The sequence below is a fragment of the Xenorhabdus yunnanensis genome (assembly GCF_028598805.1).
Lineage (GTDB): Bacteria > Pseudomonadota > Gammaproteobacteria > Enterobacterales > Enterobacteriaceae > Xenorhabdus > Xenorhabdus yunnanensis.
On sequence record NZ_JAQRFI010000016.1, the window covers coordinates 19,731 to 44,764 of the forward strand.

The window sequence follows — 25,034 nt, forward strand, 5'->3', positions numbered from 1 at the left end:
AGGATGGGACGCAATACACTGAATTTAGGCAATGCCTTGTTACAGCAGGGGCGACAGGCGGTGACCACTCTCAATGACAGCCCGCCGATGGCGGAAATGCCGATGGTACTGACGCTGGATCAACTTCGCCCGAATCCGGATAACCCCCGCACCAGCCGCAATCCCCGCTATGACGATATCAAAGCCTCGATAAAAGCGCGCGGGCTGGATACGGTGCCGAAAATCACACGTGATCCGGACGGTGACGAGGTTTATATCTTCAGTGATGGCGGGAATACGCGCTATCAAATTCTGTCCGAGTTGTGGCAGGAAACCGGGGAGGAACGTTTTTATCGTGTGCATTGCCTGTTTAAGCCATGGCCGGGGCGCCTACAGTGTGTTATCGGGCACTTAGCTGAAAATGAACTGCGGGGCGATCTCAGTTTTATTGAAAAAGCATTAGGGATCTGCAAGGCAAGAGCGATTTATGAAGCGCAGAAACAGAAAAAAATCAGCCTGCGTGAGTTGTCTGCGCTGCTCAGTGAAGCCGGTTTTCCTGTCAGTGCCAGCCATATCAGCCGGATGGAAGATACCGTGCAGTACCTGTATCCGTGGATGCCTAATCTGCTGGAATCCGGGCTGGGAACACCACAGATACGTCCTTTATTGGTGTTGCGTCAGAATGCGGATACAGTCTGGCAGCAACATATCTTCAGTATAAACCCGGAACCAACCGTAATCTTTGATGAGGTTTTTGGTCTCTGTTGCCATAAGTTTGATGCACTGGAAAACTGGTCACCGGAGATGTTCCTCGATGAACTGATTGGCGACTTATTGCAGGCATTGTCGCACCCGCAGCTGAATTATGACCGCTGGGTACTGGAATTAGATCCGAAGGAAAGTAACCGCCGACAACTCTTTGGTGAACAGGCCGCTACGTTTGATCCGGTGCCGGTGCCGGAAGAGCCTGAGACGAATAAAGCGGATCGGGTTCGAGTGCCAGATAGGGAATCGAACCTGCGAATAATGGCTCAACCTGACACGGGTACGGTGCAGATACCGGAGGCAACCCGTTTTCCGGCCGATAAGGTACAAACACCTGCGACATCTCCCCGAAAAAATCCGGTGATCCCACCTTATCAGCCGGATTGTGCTGATAACCCGCCTGAAACAGTGATACCTGTTCCTGAAACCGAATGTCTGCACTTTGCCCGAACCGGGCTGGAGCCGGTCAGTTCCATCTGGGATATTTCGCCGATGCAGGACGATATCGAGCATCTGCAAAACATGGCCTTTCGGCTGGCGTTTGAACTGGCGGAAGTGATGGGCTGCGACGGCGATTTGCTGCCCGTATCGGATGCGGGAGCGGTGGGATTTTGCCTGATTGACGGGCAGGATGCTCATCCTTTTTCGTCTTTATTGCACTCCCTGACCGGAGAAATTGCTAATGATGGCAATGAACTGACATTGACAGCTGTTTTGCTGGGGACGGCCGGACGGGAAGAAGTGCCTTTACTGGACGACACCCAGACCGTGAAGTTCTTACGCCTCATTCGGGTTATCCGTCGTCTGCGTGAGCTTCAGCGTGGGGTCGCACCGGAGATGTTAACGATGTAGCGATATCGGTACGGAGTGCCTGCTTTTCAGTGTGTTGTTCATTCATTGTGTTTTGACTGGCCTGATAGTGGAGGAAGTGTATGAATCATTTATCGCAAGCAACCAACAGTCTGTTGTTGCAGTTGGTGATGGATTTGAAAAACGGCTATATCCGCCGTTGCGAGGCACTGGGGCTGGCACCCTCGGAGATGCTGATGTTACAGAGCCTGACAATTGAAGATCTGCATTATCTGGGCAACAGCCCGGTGTCGGTGCTGACCATCCAGATCCATCACAGTAATCTGGTGCGCATCTTACATCAGGCGCGGATTGAGCAGCAGCGGTTGCAGCGCATTGACCGGGCACTGGAATTAGGCGGTTCTATTGAACTGATGCGGTATTTTTTCGGCTTGTCCAGTCTGGAAATCGCCGCCCGCCGACGTATTTCCGGGGTGACCGTAAAACCGGGACGCAATTCGCCCCTGACAGAAGAGGAAAATCGTGAGTTGTGGCAACGCTGGCAGGCCGCGGCGATTGTCGATGTGGACAGCGCCGAAGGACTGGATATGATGCTGGAGATGGCCGCGCATCATCAACTCTCGCTGACGGCCGTCTGGCATGCGGTGAAAGACTGGCCGCACAACGAAGCGTCTGAATCTGTCAAAAAACAGGCCTGAAAGCCTTCAATGAAAAATAAACAGAAAAGGAAACGATGTCAGGAAAATTAACGGAAATGATGCCCGGCTTGCATGTCCCTGCAACGACACCGCTGTCACTGCGTCGCAAGGCGCAGCATCAGGTGCGGTGTTATCAGCGGGGCGAGCGCAATTACGTCCGGCTGAAAGAAAGAGGCACCGGGTATCTGAAAATCAATGTGGGGTTTGGCGGTTGTTAAGCCGGGATGACGGACAATCGTGGGAGCTGATGCTCCATGAACGTTACAACAATGAAATTCGTAAATAGTCAGTATTGAAGTGGTGTCATTCTGCATCTTGTTCAAGGCAACAGGATGCAGCCCTGACATTATTTTTACCGATTAAATTGAAAGGCAAAGGCCGGAGATACGGGATCATGATAAACCTGTCAGCAGACAGCATAATTGCTCATACCATCGCCAAGATGAAAATACGTCTGGAACAACATTCAGACGATGACGTTTCACAACTGCGCAGTGGTCTGCTGTTTATGGGTAACATTCAGGATGCCTATCCCCGCCGCCTGTTACTGGATGACCGCCTGTCGCCGCTGGATAAAACGGGCTGGATGATGATCAGGTTGTATGCACAGCAAAATGAAGGTGCGGTTTTTCCCAGCTATGACGAATTGCAGGGACTGCTGGCTTCCCCCTATAAAGGCAAGGCATCACGTGAAACCGTCAGCCGGGTGTTGCTGATGCTGCGAATCACCGGCTGGCTGAGTTTATGCAAGCGTATCCGCGATGAGCACGGGCGGGTGCGGAGCAATATCTATGCGCAACACGATGAGCCGCTGACCTGCCGTGATGCCGAAATTCTCGATCCTCACTGGCTGGATACCGTGGTGGAAGCCTGTTGCAGCAAAAACCGCACTATCAGCCAGACGGCCCGGGATGTCCTGACTGACATCAAAGAAGATCCGCTGATGCGTCATCGCCACAGTCATATCCGTTTGCTGGAAGAGAGGCTGAATGCGGTGCAAACACCGCAGCAAAGAGTGATGCGTCAGTCGCTTCAACAAGGAAAACATCAAACCGAACTCAGGGAAATCAAGCTGGGTTCGGAAACCGAACTGAGTCAGTCAAAGGGGCAGACTGAGCTGAATTCGGTATCCGAACTCAGTCTGAAATCAACGCCTTATAGTGATTCAGCTAAACCGAACCGTTATGTACGTTCTTTTACACAGAATGTGAATAAAAAAACATACGTAGATCTGCAATCCGCTGTTTTTCTACCGGAAGGGCTGTGTCGACAACTGGAGCCGGAAGATGTGACGATGCTGAACAGCCAGTTGCAGGCGCTGCCCGCTGAACAGGCGCAGACCGTGTTGAGTTGTCTGGACAAAGCGTTATGGGCCGGAAAAATTGGCAATCCGGTCGGCTGGCTGCTGACGATGATGAAACGGGCACGGGACGGGAAATTATACGGGCAGGCTGAAACTGCGGCTACCACGCCTGCTGCTGCAAAGACATCTGTTGAATTCACTCAACCTGTTGAGCGGCCTGTATCACCTTCCTCGCAAGCCCATGTGCGCAGTGTCGTGAAAGACATCCGTCAGCGACTGACCATGGCGAAATACCGTCATGATAATATTGATTAAAAAGAAAACGACTGTGCCCGTGGCACACGAGATTAAAAAACAGACTGTTTTAACCCGCGTAATGAAGATGGAAAATCCTGCTGTGTTGTCTGAATCAATAGCGGTTGAAAATCATACAAGTGTGCCCGTGGCACACAAGATTAAAAAATAAACTGTTTTGACCCGTGTAACGAAGACGGAAAACCCTATTGTATCGTCTGAGTCAATGATGATTAAAAATCATACGGTTGTGCCCATGGCACACAAGACTAAAAAATCATCATTTCTGACAATAAATAACATCCTTCAATCTTCTCTTTTTCGATAACTGGTTATTCATTGAGCCACCGCCTGTTTTGCCCTGATAGTTTGACTGACTTATCAAGGCTAAACAGGAGTTTTGTGTATGTCTGATGCAGAAGAAAAAACCGCATCTCAGCCGCGTTTACGCGCCGGTGTTTTAACATCTTCGTTAACGATTGAATTACATACCCACTATGCCATTCGATTATGGGCAGGGCGTCGACGGGAAGACATCAGCGAGTCGCATAAGATTACGGAGATCCTGGGGATGCCGCAGGTGATTAGACGGGCGGCCAACATCAGTGTGGATTCCGCAGCGGATAATCCGTATGCCGATGCCTGGCTGGTGAAACTGGAGCAGAAGCTGGAAGCTGCGTCCACCAATCTCCAACAGAGTCTTGCCACCTTGCAGGATATTCTGAATGCTGTACCAAAGCAGATCACCTTATCCGCTGTTTCTTCTGTCGAACCACTGAATATCGGGGTTTACAGTCACTCTCCGTTAGGCTATCGCTGTGTCTGGCTGCTGGTCGGTTATGACCAGCTGGCGATGAAAACGTTTCAGGCTTTTCATTATGGGCTGATTTCACGTGCAGAGCGGGATGCCTTTCTGCACAACGGCAGCCGTGTCATTCGCCAGATTTACGGTCTTGTGCGCTCTTACCATTCACTGGCGGTCACCCGACAGGATATTGCTGAGAAAACCCCGATAGGGCTTGACGCCATTAAACTGCTGGGTGAACCGCATCCCGATATTTTGTCAGGCAAGCAGAGTTCAGCGTTTTCCTCCCCATTACGTTCCACAGAACAAGGTTAATGGAGGTGGAAAGATGCAGCTTTATTTATGTGAAAAGCCCTCTCAGGCCAAAGACATTGCCAACGTTCTGGGCGTAAAACAACGTGGGCAGGGATTTCTCTTTGGTGTCGGTATCACGGTGACCTGGGCCATCGGGCATTTGCTGGAAGTGGCCGCCCCCGAACATTATGGTGAGCAGTTTGGTCCGCCGTGGCGGCTGGAGGTGCTGCCGGTGCTGCCCGTGCAGTGGCAGTGGTCGGTGAAGGAAGCGACAGCGGGACAGTTTGCCGTCATCGAACAACTGTTGAAACAGGCGGAGGAAGTGATTATCGCCACCGATGCCGACCGTGAAGGGGAAATCATCGCTCGTGAGTTGCTGGAATATTGCCGTTTCACTGGTTCGGTCAGGCGGTTGTGGTTGTCGGTATTGGATGAAACCAGTATCCGGCAGGCACTGGCGTCAATTTTGCCGGGTGAGCAGACGGAAGCACTCTATCAGGCAGGGCTGGGGCGGGCACGCGCCGATTGGTTAACGGGTATCAATCTGACCCGTTTGTATACCCTGAAAGCCCAGACGCTAGGGTTCGGGGACGTGTTATCCATCGGTCGGGTACAGACCCCGGCGCTGGCTCTGGTGGTGAACCGAGATAAAGAAATCAGTCACTTTGTGCCGAAACATTACTGGCAGGTGATGGTGAAGCTGGAAAAAGACAACACCCACTTTCAGGCGAAATGGCTGCCCGCCGCGGAGGAGGGCGATGCCGAAAACCGCTGTCTCCGGGAGGCTGTGGCGCAGGCAGTACAACAACGTTGTCAGCAGGCAATGCAAGCCACGGTGATGGCGGTCAGCAAAAAACGGGAGAAAACCCCGCCACCACTTTGCTTTGATTTGGGGACATTGCAGCAGACGGCTTCCCGTCTCTGAGGCATGGGGGCGAGTCAGGTGCTGACGATTGCCCAGTCCTTGTATGAAACCCATAAAGCCACGACTTACCCACGCATGGATTGCGGATATCTGCCCGTGTCCATGCAGGCTGATATTCCGGTGGTGCTTACAGCACTGGTGCGAACCGATCCGGCGATGGCCGATATTATCAGCCAGCTGGACGAACAACTGGTTTCCCGCGTCTGGAATTAAAGATAATTATAACTGATTGAATATAATAAGTATATTTTCATGTTTTCCTTTTGTGCCTCTTTTAGTGCCCCTATATTCTTTCACTTGCTTTAGTTCATGTATCTGACTGATTTTACTTATTTATATTACTTATTGTGTGCTTTTTCATCATTTTAAAGCAAAAAAGCCGTGAGGGTTAAAAATGGTCAAATTGGGCAGCCATTTTACGCTCAGGGCTTGATATAAAAAATTCTCATTTTTACGACGTCGATCACAAATTGAAGCGGGTTATTCCTGTGGTTTATTGCGAGCCTTACGCTCAACTAATCGACCATAACTATCAAAATAACGACTAGGCCAGATCTCTGAAGGGTGGATACCGAGATAATTTGCGATAATCCATTCGCCTTTAGGCCACTGCCTGCTGAGTGCGTTTGCTAATGTTGATGAACTGAGTCCCGTCTTACGGGAGAGCGCTGCTAAGGTTGTACCGCGTTTACGTAATGCTGCGATGATATCGGCCTGATGCCAGTCATTTTTAACGTTGTTAGTCATTCCTGCTACCCCTTCCATTAATTAATATTGATGGTGGCGATCCAGACAGGGTTAGCACTACTGGGAGCTATCTTCCAGCGAGGCCGAAGCCTCCCCCGCCTGAACCGCCATTGAAAGGGCGAGCGCAGACACACTGGTAGAAACTTCCTACCAGTGGATAGCTCTTTGCAAGGGTGCTAATCCTTGACCACTAGATTTTGCTAATGGCGGGAATACTTTAACTGATTGTTTTATCGGACTCAATAACTAAACGACTAAGTTTAACGGCTATAAACCCGCTCTACATAACGCCCGCGACCATCACCGTGCCCCAAATCCATTGAAACCAGTGCCCTTGCCTCCTGACGACTAAAACCATTCTGTTGGTAATAATTCAGTGCATCCTGCGCCCATGCATAGCGTAAACTATGGGGAGAATGGCAGCCTGTTAAACCAATCTTTGTGGTATGTGTCCGCCAGTAGTTCATGGCCTGCTTGAGATCGGGTTTATCAATCAGCCTGCCGCCACGTTGTTCTGCAATAGTAATGGCCTGTTCGACAGCCTCTTTTACCGCTGCGATATCCAGTACACGGGTTTGTCTTGCCCGGCCGCCTTTTGTACCGAAAACAACATGCAGTTTTGGCTCTGGTTGCTCTAACTGTTTGCGCCAGCTTTTCAATGAAGCACTGCATTGCACCGCTTCCTGAGAACATAACCCCAACAATCGGGCAAGTGTCAGTGTGACGGCAAATCCGGCATCACGTTCACGTGCCTTCTGATAAACAACCTGAAACGTGGCATCAGGGATCGCTTGTTTTGTTCCGGCGCGGCTGGTTCCACTTAATCCCAATGCCTGATTGCTTAAACGCGGCGAGGTTTCCAGCTTCTCCCGACCTGCCATGCGAAAGATATTACGCAGTGCGGACATTTCATTTTGCACCGTTCGCTTGGCGATCCCCTGAGACAAACGGGCATCAACATACTGTTCCACATGCTTGGCTTTCAAATTCTTAAGGCTTTTGACCTGAATATTCAGGCTCAATAACAACACGCCTAAACGTTCGGCGATCTGAATGCGATCATGGCAAGTTTTATGACTGCCGCCGCCTTGTCGGGCAAAAAATTTTAATTCCTTAATCAATCGACTCATTAGCTTCTCCCGCGACCTATACCTGACAACATGCAATCTCTGGCGCGCGACCATTCTGGCAAAACAGAAAAACCTGCTTTGCCCTTGATCGATATCTGTGCGCCAGAGTGAACGCAGGTTGAGGTATTGCGGGGTATCGGTTGAGTACGCGGTACTGCCGCCTGTATAAACAGGTCATCCCCACCGGCTAAAAGCCAGCCTCGATATCGTCAAGTTCTCCTTTTTTAATCTAAAAATGCAGTGTCAGATTCACTGCGTGGTGAAGCAGGCGTGAGCCTGTCAGGGTTGTGGTACTCTTTGGCTGCGGCGTCACTTTCAGCGGTAACCCGCAAAAAGTGACGCCTTGAGTTTTCGAACAATCAGCAAAGACTATTAAAGCGTTGAAATACCAACGGGTACAGCAAAACGCCGCCAGATTCAATGTCAAACGGTAGTCATGCGTTAATGGTTTAGCGGTAAAAAAATTGTCTGTTGAATAATTCAGACAGGGATAGATAAAAGTATGAACGGATGCGCAAAAGCCATCCTGTTGTTCATTGAAGATAAACAGGATTTATGTTGATTTGAAAAGTCAGTGTATGAACCCACGTTCAACACCCTTCGGCGACAAGATAAAAACACCTTTTGGGCGTATTTTTAGTTTAATAAACCTTCATTACCAGACAAGGGGTTTATGTCTGACAATATCTGCTTCCAAAGGTGGGCAGATGTACCGCAATGCTTGCTCTCCCTTGCAGGCTACGGGAGTTTTCATTCGCCGCTTAACGCTGATCCTTGCAGGCGATAGGATCGTTTTAGTTACAGCTCCATACATTATCTATTAGATTGAAGCGAGTCAAATGTTTGTTCAAGGTAGAACAACACACAACTTTTACCAGCTAGTAAGATGCCCGCGATAATTATCGCGGGCGCTATTACCCATTACATTTAGTGCCAGTTGGCAGCCAGTACAGGTTGCAGCCGTTGTTGCTCAACATCGCTGAACATTGTAGTTGCAGGAGCTGATGGTGCAAATGCAGCTATGGCTTGAACAAGGTGCTCAATCTCACTATCCATCAAGCGATGACTCTCACCGACCATAATACTTGCTGGTCGTTCAGGAGAGCTAGCATACCAATTATGCAGCATGACCTCCTGTTTGCTACCAATGACCGAAATCTGCAAATCCTGCCCAGCATGCTGGAATCTCAGATTATCAAGACTGATATCCTTTCCTAACACCAATTTGCCCATATCACCGCTAAATTCTAACTTATTGAATCCATGCCCGACTTCTACCGTCGACATAGTACCACTGGTCAAAATATTGTTATTACCATCACCAACTTTTACCTTCGACATAGTACCGTTAGCAACGATATGGTTATTACCATTTCCTACTTCTATTTTAGCCATAGTACTACTGGACTCGATATTGTTATCTCCATCTCCGGCTATGAATTTGCCAACATTGCCGGTAATGATATTATTACCATCACCTAGCGTGATATTGGCATCTCGTCCTGTTACATTGATCTTATTATCACCACGCCCAGCGACTAGTTTATCAACATTGCCGGTAATGATGTTATTACCATCACCTAGCGTGATATTGGCATCTCGTCCTGTTACATTGATTTTATTATCACCACGCCCAGCGACTAGTTTATCAACATTGCCGGTAATGATGTTATTACCATCACCTAGCGTGATATCAGCTCTATGTCCTGTCACATTGATCTTATTATCACCATGTCCAGCAGCTAGTTTATCGACATTGCCAGTAATGGTGTTGTTACCACCACCTACTTTTATCGTCGGCATTGTACTGCTGGATTCGATATTATTATCTCCATGTCCGGCTACTAGTTCGTCGACATTACCAATAATAATGTTATTACCATCACCTAGCGTGATATCAGCTCTATGCCCTGTCACATTGATCTTATTATCACCATGTCCAGCAGCTAGTTTATCGACATTGCCAGTAATGGTGTTGTTACCATCACCTACTTTTATCGTCGGCATAGTACTGCTGGATTCAATATTGTTATCGCCATTTCCGACGATTAGCTTTTTAACACCACCAATAACGGTATTGTTACCATTACCTAGAGTGATATCGGAACTACTTCCCGTCACATTAACCTTATTATCACCATTTCCAGCGACAACTTTATTAAGGTCAGCTTCCACAATGATTGTTTTACTCTCATCTCCCAACGTAACCTCGGCAAAAGTATTTTTAACTATAACAGTATTGGGATCAGTGGTTATTGGTGTCGGTTCTACTACTGGATCAATTTTCGGAATAGTAATTGGTTCCCGATCAACAAGAGGAATCATAATTGCTTCCCAGTCAATAGGTGGAATAGTAATCGGTTTCCAATCAGGAATAGTAATTGGCTTCCGATCAATATCAATAGAAGGTATGCTAGGTGTCAATGAGTCCGGCACTGTAATAGTTGATGTATCAGGAGATTGCGGTACGACTGGTTTGACCGTGGGTACTAAGTCTGGTGCATGTTCCGCAAAAATGAAGTCGGCTGCATCTATCTGTGAAACATCCAGAGTATCGAGATAAAGCAGTTCCACTTTTGAATCAGCGGCGTTTGCCCCATTAAATGTGACGTTAACGCCATGAATTTGTGACAACCCATTGATCGTACCACGATTGCTTTTAGTGATAGAAAGTTGACTAAAGTCAGTGACGCCAACTTGACGCAGATCGATCTTATCGATACCGTGGCGGAATCCACGTAATGCGTTTCTGTAATTGCTAGCACCTGGTTGGGCTGCTACAACGAAAACGTCTGATGTTGCACTATCGTGGCTATAAATAGTCCCATCCAGGCTAAATTTCATCTGACCTTGAGCATCAGTACTGAACAAGACTCTATTGCCTCCGCCATTAAGGATCACTGTTCCCAGGCCTTCTTGTGGTTGGTGCGTTGAGGTGTCACTACTGGTGTAGGTCATTGGCGCGATAAAGGAATCTTGGAATTTGAAATTCTCAGCACTAATTCCAGTGATTTGCTGATTTTTCAGGGTAATATTCTGGTTATTACCCAGATCAACCTTAACATCATCCCCCTGTTGAGTTATTAGCAAGTCAGCAAAGGTTTTTCCACGAAATCCGACCAGATCGATGATTTCGCCACGGGCGGCCTCGAAATTACTGATAATATCGCTGCCAGCTTCACGGCGGTGAACCACAAAGAAGTCCTTACCCGCACCGCCAATCAGCGTGTTGTTTCCACGCCCGCCATCTAGCAAGGCATCAGTATTACCTGCAACCAGCGTATCGTTGCCATCACCGGTGACAATGTTATGAATGCCCGACGGATCCTTGATAGTTAACGCGGCACCGCCAATGCTGGCAACACCGGTCTGCAAGTTGACCGAGGTATCGCGTGAAACCGCCGCCGCATTGAGGGTATTACGCCCACCCGCCACGCCATTAACTGCATCATCCAGTACCGCACGGTTGGCTTGCCCGACCACCGACTGGATATATTCGTCGGTGTAAAAGTAAGTATTATCCGGTGTACTCTTGCTGCCGTACAAACGGAGTGACCAGGCATTTAGTGTGGTTGGCAGGCCCGAATTTGCACTGGTGACTTGCAGCGTCCAGTTACCCGCCGAGTTTTCACCAAAATCGTGGGTCGACATAAAGCTGTACTTGAACGTTCCCGACTGGCTGCTACCCATATCGGTATCACTCGCGCCCGACACATCATCTGGAACCTTGCCCTGACGATTGAGTAATATACTTTGAGTGCCATCAGGAGAGATCAGTTTGAGCGTCAAATCGCCAAGACGACCCACTTCGGCGTCAAAATCAATTTCAATATGTTCGATATTCAGACCGGCATTCATCGCAATGGAGGATGTCAGCGTTTCACCCGCAGCCAGGGTTTTGCCAAGAGCACCGCTGGATGCGCTATAAACATACTCGTTGGCTGCTGTGCTTTGCGTCATCCAGGACTCGGCCAAGCGAACAGCGGCTCGTGCATCGACGGCGCCAAATCCATAATCATTACTGGTGTGCATGCCGCCGCCATTCCAGTGATGGGCGCTATTGTCGCTCCATTCGGTGGATGGGTCATTGACCTTGCGAGCAGATAGTGCAAGGATCTGCTGCACGTCACGATAGCCCAGGTTAGGGTTGGCCTCAAGCATCAGTGCAACAATGCCAGAGACGATCGGTGCGGCAAAGCTGGTGCCTTGCATACTGGTGTAGTCATTGCCGAAGGTCGAACCACGGTCAGTTTTCAGCATATGGCTGGTCGATACCACATTACTGCCCGGTGCAGAAACCAGCAGGCTGGCACCCGGGTTCGAGAAGGGTGAAGAACCAATCTGCAAAGTCGATAAGTCGCTTTGTGCGTTGATCGCACCGACTTGTACAGAAAAACGGTTGTTACTGGTCAGTGACCCCTGGGCATTGCCGCCGGCTTCTCGATTGTTACCACCCGCCGCCACGATGACGGTACCCAATCCGCCACGGCCATTAGCCGCTGCGTACTGCGCATTCAGGCTCAGCGATGCGGCAGTATTAATGGAACCATCCTGAAGATTGCTGAGCGCGAAATCATTGGTGAATCCCCAGCTATTGTTGGCAATGTCAAAGCTGACCATATGCCCAAGTCCCGCAAGGTCGGCTCCGTCATTAGCCAGATAATAGCCACCCAATGTAGCGCCATGGGCAACCCCTACGCCACCAATATTATTCTTCGTGGCAACCATCACACCCGCCACCATCGTCGCATGGTTGGAAACCACGTTTGGCAAGGTACCATTGGCTTGTTGAGTTTGCAGCCAGGCTTTATCAACATTTGCTGCAAGATCGGGATGAGCGATATCAAAGATTTCTGGCCCGGTGGCGAACTTGCCGCCCGGTTCGAACTGACCGATACGCACGCCTTTGCCGGTATAGTCTTTCCAAACCGGCAGGATGTTGGCATCGCTCAGATACCATTGCTGAGCAGCCAGTGGATCGAGCGGGACTTCGGGGGTCAGTAAGGTAGCAACGGCACGCATTGGTGCGGTTTCCCCGCTGCTCAGATCCACTACTGAGGCTGAAGGATTACCGGCTGCATCAGTTACACCATATTTGAAGCTAATGACACCAGTGTAATCTGCATCCGGCGTAAACAAGACATCGCCCTGGGCGGTGAGACTGACCGTACCGCCTATCGCATCTCCAACATTGGCAATACGCAGTGCCCCCTGGCTGTTGAGGTGTTGATCATTGGCCAACAGGCTCTCTGCGGAAATCAGATGAGGTTGGGTACGAGAAAAGACTTTGCCATCCTTGTCGTGGGTGAGGACATCCTCAACAGGCATCGCATTGGGTATTTGTAAATCCACCGCTGAAATATCCGCAAAATTGAGTTTTTGGATATTTTTCAGCGTCACTGTGCCATCACGCCCGGCAACCTTGTCGGTCACGATATATCCACTGTCGGTACGGGTGATTTGGTAGTCGCCGTGGTTACCGTGCAGGCTAACGATGTTAACGCCCCCATCGCCATCAATGGTGGCATTACCGTGTCCTACCTCAATAATGTCATCACCTACACCGCCGAAAATCTTATCGTCTCCGCCACCGGCATGAATGATGCTGCCTCCCTCAGAAGCGTAAATTATATCGCCTTGAGAACCTGCATAGATGACTGACTTTCCACTACCACCAATAATGGTGTTATGCCCACTACCACCGACTAAAACGTCGTTACCCATCCCACCAACCAGAACAGAATCACCGGAGCCTCCCTTGATAAAGACACCATTGGCTCCTCCGCTCCTGATAACATCACTACCACTTCCACCTTGAGCGACGGTTAAACCAGCCTCAGCCATGTTTAGCTCGACGCCTTTGTTGCCAATAATAAGCGCTGTATCGTATCCCCCATTGCCATGAATGTTTTTCGTATCGTCAGAAGCGCTGATAACAAAAACGTCATCACCGGTACCGCCAATATAAGTATTGCTTCCTTCTCCCCCAACCAGCCAGCTGCCAGTTTTTGCTGCAATCAGGGTATCATTACCGCTACCACCATACAGATGACTCACACCTAGCTGTTCTGCATCCAGAGTTTCACCTGTTTCACTCTGGCTGGCGTAAGCCGTGGTCGTGATATCGTTGTACGTAGAAGTCACCCGCGTACCCGTCCCCTGAGTGCTCAGTATGTTGCTGACAGGGTCACCGAGAAAATCAACCGCCAGCATTTCCCGGATTTCGCCATTGATGGTGAAAGATCCACTGGCAACAACTTTGTTCCCATCACGCACTTCGACTTTATCAGAAGAGCTGACATTAATCTGGGTAATACCCAATTCTGCTAATGTCTTGAGCTCGCCCGTATCGACTTTCGCATCGTGTGAACCATCAACCCAAATCCTCAATTGGTTCCAGATAGGATCACGCTCATCAATCATCCCGTCCTTATTGGCATCTGCACTGACCAGTGCACCGAAACCATTCTTGAATTTTTTCTCGCCTGCAGCACCGTTTATCCCGGACTTGCCGCCGTAATACTCAGAGAACATCTGGCTAGCATTTTTTATCTGACCACTACCATCGTCAATGACCAGTATTCCGGTATTGCGATCCGCCCAGCCACTGCGCTTGAGCGTGCCACTGTTATCCATGTCGAACAACACGCCATCACGGATGTCAGTCATGTGTACGCCATTACCACTCAGATCCAATAACAGCGGGTCAACATAAGTGTTGAACGTTGTCATCGCTGATAAGCCGTTCAACGTCACGGCGTTGCGTAGGCCAAAGTCCAGTTTGCTCGAGTCTCCGGACTGGTAGAAGGGTTTGTAGAACTCCGATAGATAGGTGTTGGGCCGCACATTGGGGTCAAGCTGCATTTCACCAGGACGAATACCTCCGGTGGCAAGGCCGGCCATCTGGGTAGAGGTAAAGTCTGTTTTGTTGAGAATATCTCCGATGACAGATATTTTGTGTGTCGCCGCATTTTGGATATAACCGTTGGCGACATCCTGCTGCGCCTTATTTTCGCCCTGAATATGTTTTTGGGGCTGTGGGGAGGAATTAATATCAATGTTAATCAAGTTTGTTGACGGTCCAGGGACACGCTTACTTTCATCCGGGGTTAACCATAAAGTTTTAGTGACATCTCTTGCATCATGATACTCATAATATTGACCATCATGAACCAGATGGTTACTAATGATTTCAGCCCCATTAAATTTTAACAAGTTATTCATAGGAATAATGTTATTTACGGGAAACAGATTTCCTTGCATACCATGCGTATTGTATCCAATGGATGTTAATGAAAAGAATACGAAATCGACGCAACTGTTGCTGTGCAAACTGTATTCTGTATCCCTAAATCCACCTATCTCCTTTGGATTTTGCGAAAATGCGATTAACTTCTTATACTGAGATTCATTCAAAGCTACTGTAACTTCATAAGAGGTCTGTTGGTAGGCGGCATTATCATGAGTTGTTACTCGCCCTTCCCCCCAGGGTTGATCATACACTGACTCGAAACCGTAACTTCTTTCATTACCGTTGCCATCATTTATCACATACCACATATGCCCGCCAGATGAAGAATGCACATCTCCTGCTTTATGTTCGTTCTTATCGGCCTGATAAACATACTTAGCCCCCACCGGAGCAACTTTGTAGGTTACGGTATATTTCTTTTCCATATTTTTTATTTCCTCTAGTTGTTATTTCTCTTGATTTTCTATATAAATTAAATTTTCGGATTGAAATAATTGACCTCAACAAAACTCTCTATGCCATTAAAATCTGGAAGACTCTCCAGGGTAGTAATAACAGCAGAATAACTCCCAGGGGGTAACTCAAGTATTTTGATATTTCGCACAGCCATATTTATACTTCTTCCTTCATAATCTATGCGCTGTCCCCAACCATGCCCTCCTGCATTTATTTTTTTGTCAAAAAAAACCTCATCATCCTTAACAACATGGAGTAAAACAGAGGTTATTATCCCGTCATCATCAGTACTTCCGAAAAACTTACCTCCGAACAATCTAAGTCTTCTTAACATTTCATCGTAGTTATCACCTTTACCCTTATCAAACAGTAGAGCAAATTGATAATTTCCAGTTTTGCTGATTTCAAAATCAAATTTTACTGATTGGCCAGACTTTGTTATATCAATCGGTTTGTAGATATGAATAGGCTTAGAGCAAGCCACCAGCCAGGTACAACTTAAAAAAATTATAATATTGCGCCAATATTTGAACCTTCCGTATACCTGTAATACCTTCATCTCATTACCTCCAACCTTTTCTACAAAAATCAAATTTTCGGATCGTAATAAGTAAATTCTGCAAAACTTTCAATTCCATTAAAATCAGGAATATTTTCCAGAGTGGTAATGACAGCAGAATAACTCCCTGGGAGTAGCTCAAGTATTTTAATGTTACGAACAGCTAGATTTATTCTTCTTCCTTTGTAATCTAAAGACTGTCCCCAACCACGTCCTTTTGCATTTATTCTCTTGTCAAAAAATACCTTGCCATCTTTAACTATCTTAAGTGAGATAGGAGTTATCATTCCGTCCTTATCAATCTCCCCAAACAATTCGAGCCGTTTTTTCAATTCTTCAAAATCATCGCCTTTATCAAACAGCAGAGCAAACTGATAATTCCCTTTCTTACTGATTTCAAAATTAAATTTGACTGATTGACCCGCCTTCGATGCATCAATCGATTTGTATATATCAATGGGTTTAGACCATGCGTTCAACCAGACACAACTTAAAAAAAGAATAATCCAGCGCCAATTCCTAACTCTTTCATGTGTGAGTAATACCGTCATCTCGTTACTCCAAAAAATAAGACTGCGAAAAATATTAACGGGAGCTTATCTCAGCCCCTGTTCCCTTCACGAATACGAATACCCACGTTGTTACCGTTCCCTCAAACTTTCATCTAAGTGCTGTTGCAGCGGACTCAAGAAGTAATCGATCACCCGCCGCTGGTCGGTTTTTATTTCTGCAGTGATCGACATGCCCGGAGACAACGCAACTCGCTGTCCATTGATCAGCAAGTGATCCGACTTTAGACGAATACGGGTGCTATAGATGAGTCCCCGCTTTTCGTCTTCAATGGCATCGTTCGATACGCTCAGCACTTCACCGTCAACGGTGCCGTACTTAGTGAAATTAAAGGTTTCCACTTTAACAGTGACCGATTGACCAATATGTACGAACCCCACATCCTTGTTTTCCAGCATGGCTTCCACTTCTATCGGTTGGTTTGCGGGGACAATGACCATCAGCGGCTGAGCCGGTGTCACCACGCCACCGACAGTATGGACAGCCAGTTGTTGAACTGTGCCGGCCACCGGTGCTTTGAGGATGGTCAGGTTTTCATGATGACGAGCTTTCGTCAGTTCCTGATTCAGGATCGCTGCTTTCTGGTTAGCTTCCTGCTGTAAATCGAGCATGGCGCGGCGATTTTGCGCAACAACCGCTTCACGCCGACGCCGCGCCTCTTCCTGGGCAGCGGTGTTCTGCAAGACACTGGCCTGCTGCACGCTTAACTGACGTTGCAGATCTAGCCGGGCTTGCTCTTTTTCCAGATACGCATGTCGTGACACATACTGTTTCGTCAATAACCGTTGGTAGTCCTCGGCCAATCGCGTAGCGATCGGCAACGTTTTTTGCAGGCTGGTTACCTGGGCCTGGGCAGACTGGATTTCGGCGCTGCGTTGACGGATCTCTGCATCCACCAACTCCAGATTGCTACGGTATTCCTGATATTGCCCTTGAAGCCAACTCTGGGCACTGAGCACCTGATCTGGGTTGGCGTTGGAAATCGTTCCTGCCAGCGACGCCGGCGGCTGTTGTTGATTGATCGCATCAAGCATGGCTGTGCTGCGTGCACTGTCGATACGGGCGGCCAGTAACTCGCTCTGGATCCGGCTGACATCAGCATTCGCCGCCGTCGGGTCGAGTTCGATCAACAACTCGCCCACTTTCACCGCCTGACCGTCATTGACATGGATCGCTCTGACTACCGCCGTTTCGCTGGGTTGAATCAGCTTGGTTTTGCCATTGGGAACGACCTTGCCCGGTGCGACCGCTACCACCTCAATTTTACCGATGCAGGCCCAGAGCACTGCCAATAAAGCGAAGCCCATGATGCTCCAGATGAAAATCCTTGGTGCTGGGTGAACCGGCGTTTCCTGCAACTCCAACGCCGTTGGTAAAAACTGTAATTCATGAGGAAGACGCGGCGGCGTATCCATGTTTTTACGCTGGCGCCAGGCCTGACGCCATATGCTGCGATAGCGCTGCAATAAAGAAAGAGTGGCACTCATACGAAATTATTTTCCTTGAGTCGGGGTGTATTGTCTTGATCACGTCTGCTTCTGGTAACGTTACTAGCCAGTATCATCGACGAAGCCTTCAGCCTTGCTGCATTTGGTACAGTCGTGAATAGTGACCATCCTGACGCGCCAGTAACTCAGCATGGGCACCCTGTTCAACGATCTGCCCGCGCTCCATCACAATGATACGATGAGCGTCGCGCACTGCTGACAATCGATGGGCGATAATAATGACCGTACGTCCTTTGCAAATGCTCTGCATGTTCTGCTGAACCACCCGTTCAGATTCGTAATCCAATGCACTAGTCGCTTCGTCGAAAATCAAAATACGGGGATCACCGATCAAAGCGCGGGCAATAGCCACCCGTTGCCGTTGACCGCCCGAAAGTGACGCACCGTGTTCACCCACTATCGTGTCGTAACCTTCCGGCAGCTCAAGGATGAACTCATGGGCTCCTGCCATTTTTGCAGCATGCATAACCACTTCGAGTGGCGTCCCCGGGTCGCTCAAGGCAATATTTTCACGAATGCTGCGGTTAAATAGCATATTGTCCTGCAACACGACGCCAATCTGCCGGCGCAATGAGGAAACATCAGCCAATGCCAGATCCATGCCATCGACCAGTACCCGCCCGCGCTCCGGTACATAGAGCCGCTGCAACAGGCGAGTCAGGGTACTTTTGCCTGAGCCTGAACGGCCAACCACACCAATAATTTCTCCGGCACCCATGCTCAGGTTGACGCCACTCAGCACCTCAGAGCCATCGGGGCGATAGCGAAAATGCACCTGTTCGAATGTAACCTGCCCTTTAAGCGGCGGTACTGTACTGCGTGTAGACTGAGACAATTCAGTATGGGAATTGAGGATGTCTCCCAGACGCTGCACCGAGACGCCGGTTTGCTGGAAGCTGGTCCATAGCTGAGCCAGACGCATAATAGGGCCGCTGACACGGCCAGCCAGCATATTAAAAGCGATCAGTTCTCCCACCGATAGTTGCCCTTCTATCACAAGGCGGGCACCCAGCCAGAGGGTAGCAACCGTGACAAGTTTGCCGATAAGCGAAACACTTTCGTTAGCGAGCGTCGATAAAGTCTGGGTTTTGAAACCCGCTGCCACATAAGCCGCCATCTGGTTATCCCATTTACGGATGATTTGCGGTTCAACCGACATTGATTTCAGGGTATCAATGCCGTTTACTGTTTCAACAAGAAATGCCTGATTTTCAGCGTTGCGTGTGAAGCTGTCCTGTAACCGCTTACGCAAAAGCGGGGTTATTAAAGCCGAAACCAGGGCATAGAGAGGCAAAGACACCAACACAATGAGGGTCAGCCAGCCACTGTAAAAGAGCATGACCAAAATAAAGACTAAGGAAAAAAAGACATCAATCATCAGCGTAATGGCATTGCCGGTGAGGAAACTACGAATGTTTTCCAGTTCGCGTACACGTGCAACAGAATCACCGACGCGCCTGGCTTGAAAGTACGCCAGTGGTAAATTGATTAAATGCCGAAACAGACCTGACCCCAACTCTACATCAATCCGGCTGGTCGTATGCGCAAACACATAGCTACGCAGACCACTCAAGGCCGACTCAAACAGCATAATGCCTAACAGCCCTGCCGCGACAACATCCAATGTCGTCAGGCCGTGGTGTACCAGCACTTTGTCCATGACCACCTGAAAGAACAACGGTGTCACCAAGGCAAACAACTGCAAGGCAAAAGATCCCAACAAAACTTCGCCCAGCAACTTGCGGTATTTGACGATAGCCGGGATAAACCAGGTGAAATCAAAACGTGAAGATTCACCAGATACACTATTTCCAGAGCGCACGAGTATCAGTTGCCCAGTCCAACGTTGCTCAAGTCCCTCGAAGCTGATAACTTCAGCGCGAGCTGAACGCGGATCCTGAATCAACGCTTGTTCCTGATCGACCTTGGCTAAAATGAAAAACTTCCCCTTCCGGTCAATAGCAATAGCAGGTAATGGTGTGTGTTCAAGTCTGGCAGGTGTGGTGCACACAGCCTTGGCTTTCAGCCCCGATTTCCGTGCAGCCAGCAGCAGCTCCTGCTGGGTCACACCTTGATTAGCGGCAGAGAATTCATGTGATAGTTGTTCGATTGAGATGGCTATGTTGTGAAACTTGGCCAACATGGCCAGACAAATCAGTCCGGTATCCAGTTCCGGGGGAAAATTCGGCGACTCAGTGCTCATTTATTCTTTTTTCCGTATTGCGTATGTGACTATCTTGCAAACTAAAAATATTAAGTCATGCAGTGGCAGCAGATTGGGTATTATTAATTAGCGTTACATATATATTCAATAAAACTTATGTATATCGAATGAAAATTAAAATATTCAGTAGGTTTAACTGTCTACTGTGACTAAATGATAATTAATTGACTTTTAATAAACGCATTAATACCATCACTTAGCACATTCGTCTGAAATTAAATAAAATACTATAAAATACTATAAAATCATTAAGATATGTAATATTGGTAAGGGAATTCAAAATCAACAATATAAATTAAATTTATCTTTAGTGGGGGGTAGGAGGATTGAGCGGTATTGATGTCTGTTTTTCTGAATGGGACAAGGTGCATTGGCCTGTTCCACGGCGCATTCAATAAAAGATTATTTTCATTTCAGCAATTCCATTTGTATCATAATCTGCCAGAGAAGACAGACTGATTGTCTGGTCATCCCTACGTTTTGCTTCAACTGACGCGCTGCGCTTGTCATCTCCGTTCTACCGGGCTAATACATTAACCCGGTAGCACGGAGAGCTGAAAAACACCTGCCAGAAAAAATATTTCCTCACCTGCTCCTCATTTTTCTCCTCACTTTTTATTTTCCTCACTGTGAAAACAGGTGAGGAATCGATAATTTTTTATCCTTAAAAATCAACGTGTTTTATGTTCCTCACTTTTTCCATATATATGCGAAAAAAGTGAGGAATTTGGTGAAGCATAAATTTCCTCTCCTCACCGTTCCTCACTTTCTGACTCACTTTTTAATCTTTATTGTTCTGGTTAATAATCGTGAGTTCCTGCCCGTGGCGGGTAATCATCCCGTCCTGTTCTAACTTGGTTAACCAGCGGCTGAAATTCTTCACATTCACGCCCATAGATTTTAAATCATCACGGACAAGGGCAATGCTGCAAGGTTCTTTCAAAGCAGTGCGCGAGCGGATACACTGCCACAAGGCTGTGTGGTTATCAGTTTTATTGGCGATATGATCGATGTCTTCCTCTTCAACCGGATCACGCGGCCTGTCAATCAGCGCCAGTGACGTAATCTCTTCACCGTCTTTATCGGTAAAAAGTTCAACTACGCGCATGTCATAAGCTTTGGTTTCCGGTTCTTCGGCATCTTTCATTTTGGTGCAGGTGATAACCAGTGCACCGCCTTTTTTCCCTTCCCGGTTGATCCGATATTCAACATCCAGCGCCGCACGAAAGGCACTGGAACCTCTTGCGCCTTTGCTTTCATCTTTGCCGGAATGGTGAACCACGAGAATGCTTGCGCCTGTTTTAGCTTTCAGCTCGTCACAGCCCCGGACAAACGCGCCCATATCTTTTGAATCATTTTCATCAGCGCCGCCAAAACAGCGGGCTAAGGTGTCCAGAATAATCAGGCGTACCGGTTCGCCTGTTTCAGATTCAACCTGCTGGGCTGCGACCACCAGTTCATGCACTTCGGCAGGCGAGGCCGGAAAGACTGGCGTATTGATCAGATACATATTTTTAACTGCCTGACCATTAACGATTTCCCATGCTTTGATGCGCCGGGGCACACCAATTCCGCCTTCGCCGACAACGTACAGCACAGAACCCTGAGCAACCTGTTTCCCTGCCCATGGCTTACCCGTGGCAATATGACAACCCCATGCGCCTGCCAGAAAACTTTTATATGACCCGCTAGCTCCGTAAATGCTGCATAAGGAATGTGCTGGAATAATACCTTTAACCACGTAGTCTAGCTGGGCATCAAAGCCTTCTGAGCCGATTGATAACGGTAATTTTGTTTTACGATTAGGGTAAATGCTTTCAACATTGCCATAACGACGGGTTTCTATTGCGTCACTGTTCATCGGTTCCCTTACCTGAAATAAGCCCTCACAAAATGCCTGCTTTGCTGCCACAATGCCATATTGCTGGCGATAATCATCCCAATCGGCTTTATGTTCTGTCGGTGGTAACGTGACCCAACCATTCACCGCAAGGGCCGCTTTTTCTGCTGAGATCTTGCCGACATTCACTTTGGGTTTACCGTGCTTATCCAGCTCGTCGGGGCGGTGCCAGTCATTATCTGCGGCAATAATGATTTTGGTGTCCGGCCAGCGTTCCCGAATGGCTTTGGCAACAGAAGATAAATTACCTGCATCTAATGCTGCTAGAACAGTACCCTTATAGAGCTGGATAACCGTGAGTGCTGTGGCGTAACCTTCGGTAATGATCACCGCGTCGGGGAACGCTTCCAGCGCTGATACGGCAATAAACGCGCCTTTTTTCTGGCTGCCGGGAAGGAATTTTTTCTCGCCATTGGGTTTAATGATCTGCGCACCGGTGACTTTTTTATCCAGTGCTGTCAGTACCAGCACTGTCGAATTATCAAACAGTAGCCGCTGATCAAGGTGTTTCAGACCCTTTGCAGTCAGATAGGGTGATTGTCCGGCGACAGTTTGCGCCATCAGTGCTGCCACTCTTTCAGCAATCGGTAGTGTTGGATGGGTTTCTTTGGCTGGCTTGGGGGCTGGCAAAGGTAGCGCCAATACATTAGCAACGACTTTTGCCGCCTCAGTAACAGAGATCCCTTTGGTTCTTGCCACTAAATCCAGTCCATCACCATAATTCGGCGCGTCACACTGGCGACAGTGCCAGTTGCCGTGATGGTGATCGTCAATAAAGTGAAAACGGTCAGTACCACCGCAAATAGGACAAGCGCCATGCTTTCCCTTTGTGGGGATATCAATACCACAAGCGGGCAGCAGATTTTGCCAGGAATACATAGCCGAGATTTTCACGGTTTGGATAAGATTAAGCGGTTTTTGACTGCCCGCTGTTTTTTGAACTGTAAATTTGGGGCGAGTTTGGGTATGCTGTGTATCAGCCATCGTTTTTTACCTCAATTAACGGTTGTTGATGAAACGCCCTGTCAGTGTGTGCCGCACTTCGGGGCGTTGTATTTTTATGTTACTTTTCTTATGTCATCTTCTTTTCTGTGTTATGCCGCCCGTGATTCAGCAATACGCTGGGCAATCCAGTCATCAATCTCTGCTTCAATAAAAGCAACGGAACGTGGGCCAATCTTGACCTGTTTCGGGAATTTCCCATCACTAATCAGTTTGTAGATCCACGCTTTGCTATAGCCTGTTCTACGCTGTACTTCCGGCAAACGAATCAGGTTGGTTTTCAATGCTGCCACTGTCATGTCACTTCTCCTGTTACCCAGTCCCTGAAATATCATCGTGGACGTTGTTTGATGACAGGCGGATTATTTAAAAAGCAAGACTTAATGAACAGCGTTAATTGTTTTTCTCCCGATGAAAATTAACGGGTTGCAAATTGTACTAGCGGTTTTTCCTGTCGCGCAGTGGTTTGGCGAAATCATAGGGTGTGATTGACTTTTCCCGGTTCGCATCCAGATAATCCGCCCACCATTGCACCATCAGCCGCCGTTCATCCAGATGTTTAGAAGTGTGAATATAGGCTGCCCGCACGTTGTTTCGTTCGATATGGCTGAGCTGGCGTTCGATGGCGTCATCGCTCCACAGACCGGATTCACCCATTGCACCGCGCGCCATTGTGCGGAAGCCATGCCCGCAGACATCGGTTTGGGTGTTGTAGCCTATGTTGCGTAATATTCTGTTAACAGTGCTTGCACTCATGACTTTCGAGGAACCATGAGCGCTGGGAAACATCACGTCACAGTTGCCACTCAGTGTGTGCAAGGACTTGATAAGTGAAACCGCTTGGTGACTCAAAGGCACAATGTGATCAGTCTTCATTTTCATACCACGTTCAGAAAAGCGAACACCTTTGATGGGTTTTCGTGTGGCAGGAATTTTCCAGACGGCATTTTCAAGATCGATTTCCTGCCAACGGGCAAATCTTAGCTCGCTGGAGCGGACAAATGTCAATAATGTCAGTTCAACGGAGATCTTGAATAGTAAGCGCCCACGATAGGAAGATAAGCGCTTCATGAGATCAGGCAAACATTCATGGGGCAGAGCCGGGTGATGATGAGATTTTGCAGTAGTGAGTGTGCCTGCCATATCGTTAGCTGGGTTGAATTCCAGAATATCATTCTGGACGGCGTATCGCATAATCGAAGTGATGCGTTGGCGTAAACGCTGGGCAGTGTCATGCTTACCTTGTTCATCAATGGCTCTGACTGGGGCCAAAAGTTGGCTAGTGCGTAATGTGGTAATATCGCGTGTGCCAATGCAGGGGAAAATATGTTGTTCAAGGCTACGCAGTACTATCTGACGGTAATGTTCATCCCAACGCTTATTACTGGCATGCCAAGCACGGGCGACTTGTTCAAAGGTATTCACTTTGGTCGGAGAAGATGTACTTTTTTTCTCTGCTTTAGGGTCAATGCCCTGTGCCATCAGCTTTTTAGCTTCATCGCGTTTAGTACGAGCTTCGGCTAGTGACACGGCGGGATAGACACCAAACGCCATCCGGTCTTCTTTTTTATCGGTGGGGCGACGGTACTTCATTCGCCAATATTTGGATCCGCGTGACGTGATCTCTAGATAAAGACCTCCACCATCGGCAAGTTTGTAGGTTTTTTCTTTGGGTTTTGCGGTTTCGACTTGTCGTGCGTTTAATTTCATTATTAGGGCATCTCTGTAATCGAATAGTAAGCATCGAGCGGTAAGTGCCCCAGATTATGCCCCGCACTGCATATTGATTGCAACAGACTAAACTAGACGTAAG

15 protein-coding genes and 3 pseudogenes are annotated in these 25,034 nt (G+C 48.2%); 7 read left to right on the plus strand and 11 right to left on the minus strand.

Annotation, left to right across the window (positions count from 1 at the left end; all coding sequences use genetic code 11):
• Positions 1 to 3: 3 nt before the first annotated feature.
• The 6 genes and pseudogenes from PSI23_RS08800 to PSI23_RS08825 all read left to right on the plus strand — a co-directional run.
• Positions 4 to 1,596, plus strand: coding sequence for a ParB family protein (locus PSI23_RS08800; RefSeq protein ID WP_273554743.1), 1,593 nt, complete (start codon positions 4 to 6; stop codon positions 1,594 to 1,596).
• An 80-nt stretch (positions 1,597 to 1,676) separates the two neighbouring features.
• Positions 1,677 to 2,252, plus strand: coding sequence for a DUF2857 domain-containing protein (locus tag PSI23_RS08805; protein WP_273554744.1), 576 nt, complete (start codon positions 1,677 to 1,679; stop codon positions 2,250 to 2,252).
• Between the two features lie 35 nt (positions 2,253 to 2,287).
• Positions 2,288 to 2,538 (plus strand): annotated as a pseudogene (locus PSI23_RS08810) (ParE family toxin-like protein).
• A gap of 108 nt (positions 2,539 to 2,646) precedes the next feature.
• A complete protein-coding gene (locus tag PSI23_RS08815; protein WP_273554745.1) occupies positions 2,647 to 3,870 on the plus strand; it encodes an STY4528 family pathogenicity island replication protein in 1,224 nt (407 codons plus the stop codon).
• A 385-nt stretch (positions 3,871 to 4,255) separates the two neighbouring features.
• Positions 4,256 to 4,969, plus strand: a complete 714-nt coding sequence (locus PSI23_RS08820) for a PFL_4669 family integrating conjugative element protein (protein ID WP_273554746.1) — start codon at positions 4,256 to 4,258, stop codon at positions 4,967 to 4,969.
• A gap of 13 nt (positions 4,970 to 4,982) precedes the next feature.
• Positions 4,983 to 6,083: pseudogene (locus tag PSI23_RS08825) on the plus strand (DNA topoisomerase); the annotation flags it as partial.
• Between the two features lie 270 nt (positions 6,084 to 6,353).
• Here PSI23_RS08825 and PSI23_RS08830 read toward each other — a convergent pair.
• Both PSI23_RS08830 and PSI23_RS08835 read right to left on the minus strand, forming a co-directional pair.
• Positions 6,354 to 6,620 carry a helix-turn-helix domain-containing protein gene (locus PSI23_RS08830; protein WP_273554747.1) on the minus strand — a complete coding sequence of 89 codons (267 nt, stop codon included), beginning with the start codon at positions 6,618 to 6,620 and terminating at the stop codon, positions 6,354 to 6,356.
• A 260-nt stretch (positions 6,621 to 6,880) separates the two neighbouring features.
• Entirely contained in the window at positions 6,881 to 7,750 is an 870-nt protein-coding gene (locus PSI23_RS08835; RefSeq protein ID WP_273554748.1) for an integrase domain-containing protein, read from the minus strand.
• A 578-nt stretch (positions 7,751 to 8,328) separates the two neighbouring features.
• Between PSI23_RS08835 and PSI23_RS08840 the strand changes: the two genes are divergently transcribed.
• The gene (locus PSI23_RS08840; RefSeq protein ID WP_273554749.1) at positions 8,329 to 8,574 is read left to right on the plus strand and encodes a hypothetical protein; all 246 of its coding nucleotides are present in this window, start codon (positions 8,329 to 8,331) and stop codon (positions 8,572 to 8,574) included.
• Between the two features lie 103 nt (positions 8,575 to 8,677).
• Here PSI23_RS08840 and PSI23_RS08845 read toward each other — a convergent pair whose 3' ends face one another.
• The 9 genes and pseudogenes from PSI23_RS08845 to PSI23_RS08880 form a co-directional block, all read right to left on the minus strand.
• On the minus strand, positions 8,678 to 15,427 hold the full coding sequence (locus tag PSI23_RS08845; RefSeq protein WP_273554750.1) for an SPM autocatalytic domain-containing protein: 6,750 nt from the start codon (positions 15,425 to 15,427) through the stop codon (positions 8,678 to 8,680).
• Between the two features lie 47 nt (positions 15,428 to 15,474).
• On the minus strand, positions 15,475 to 16,017 hold the full coding sequence (locus PSI23_RS08850) for a DUF5625 family protein (protein WP_273554751.1): 543 nt from the start codon (positions 16,015 to 16,017) through the stop codon (positions 15,475 to 15,477).
• 29 nt (positions 16,018 to 16,046) lie between these two features.
• A complete protein-coding gene (locus PSI23_RS08855; protein ID WP_273554752.1) occupies positions 16,047 to 16,568 on the minus strand; it encodes a DUF5625 family protein in 522 nt (173 codons plus the stop codon).
• Between the two features lie 90 nt (positions 16,569 to 16,658).
• Entirely contained in the window at positions 16,659 to 18,074 is a 1,416-nt protein-coding gene (locus PSI23_RS08860) for an HlyD family type I secretion periplasmic adaptor subunit (RefSeq protein WP_273554753.1), read from the minus strand.
• An 88-nt stretch (positions 18,075 to 18,162) separates the two neighbouring features.
• The gene (locus PSI23_RS08865; RefSeq protein WP_273554754.1) at positions 18,163 to 20,298 is read right to left on the minus strand and encodes a type I secretion system permease/ATPase; all 2,136 of its coding nucleotides are present in this window, start codon (positions 20,296 to 20,298) and stop codon (positions 18,163 to 18,165) included.
• Positions 20,299 to 21,100: 802 nt separating this feature from the next.
• Positions 21,101 to 22,780 carry an AAA family ATPase gene (locus tag PSI23_RS08870; protein ID WP_373567310.1) on the minus strand — a complete coding sequence of 560 codons (1,680 nt, stop codon included), beginning with the start codon at positions 22,778 to 22,780 and terminating at the stop codon, positions 21,101 to 21,103.
• A gap of 156 nt (positions 22,781 to 22,936) precedes the next feature.
• Positions 22,937 to 23,203 (minus strand): annotated as a pseudogene (locus PSI23_RS23195) (primase-helicase zinc-binding domain-containing protein); the annotation flags it as partial.
• A 110-nt stretch (positions 23,204 to 23,313) separates the two neighbouring features.
• Positions 23,314 to 23,520, minus strand: coding sequence for a helix-turn-helix transcriptional regulator (locus tag PSI23_RS08875; protein ID WP_273554756.1), 207 nt, complete (start codon positions 23,518 to 23,520; stop codon positions 23,314 to 23,316).
• 139 nt (positions 23,521 to 23,659) lie between these two features.
• On the minus strand, positions 23,660 to 24,931 hold the full coding sequence (locus tag PSI23_RS08880) for a tyrosine-type recombinase/integrase (protein ID WP_273554757.1): 1,272 nt from the start codon (positions 24,929 to 24,931) through the stop codon (positions 23,660 to 23,662).
• Between the last annotated feature and the right edge of the window lie 103 nt (positions 24,932 to 25,034).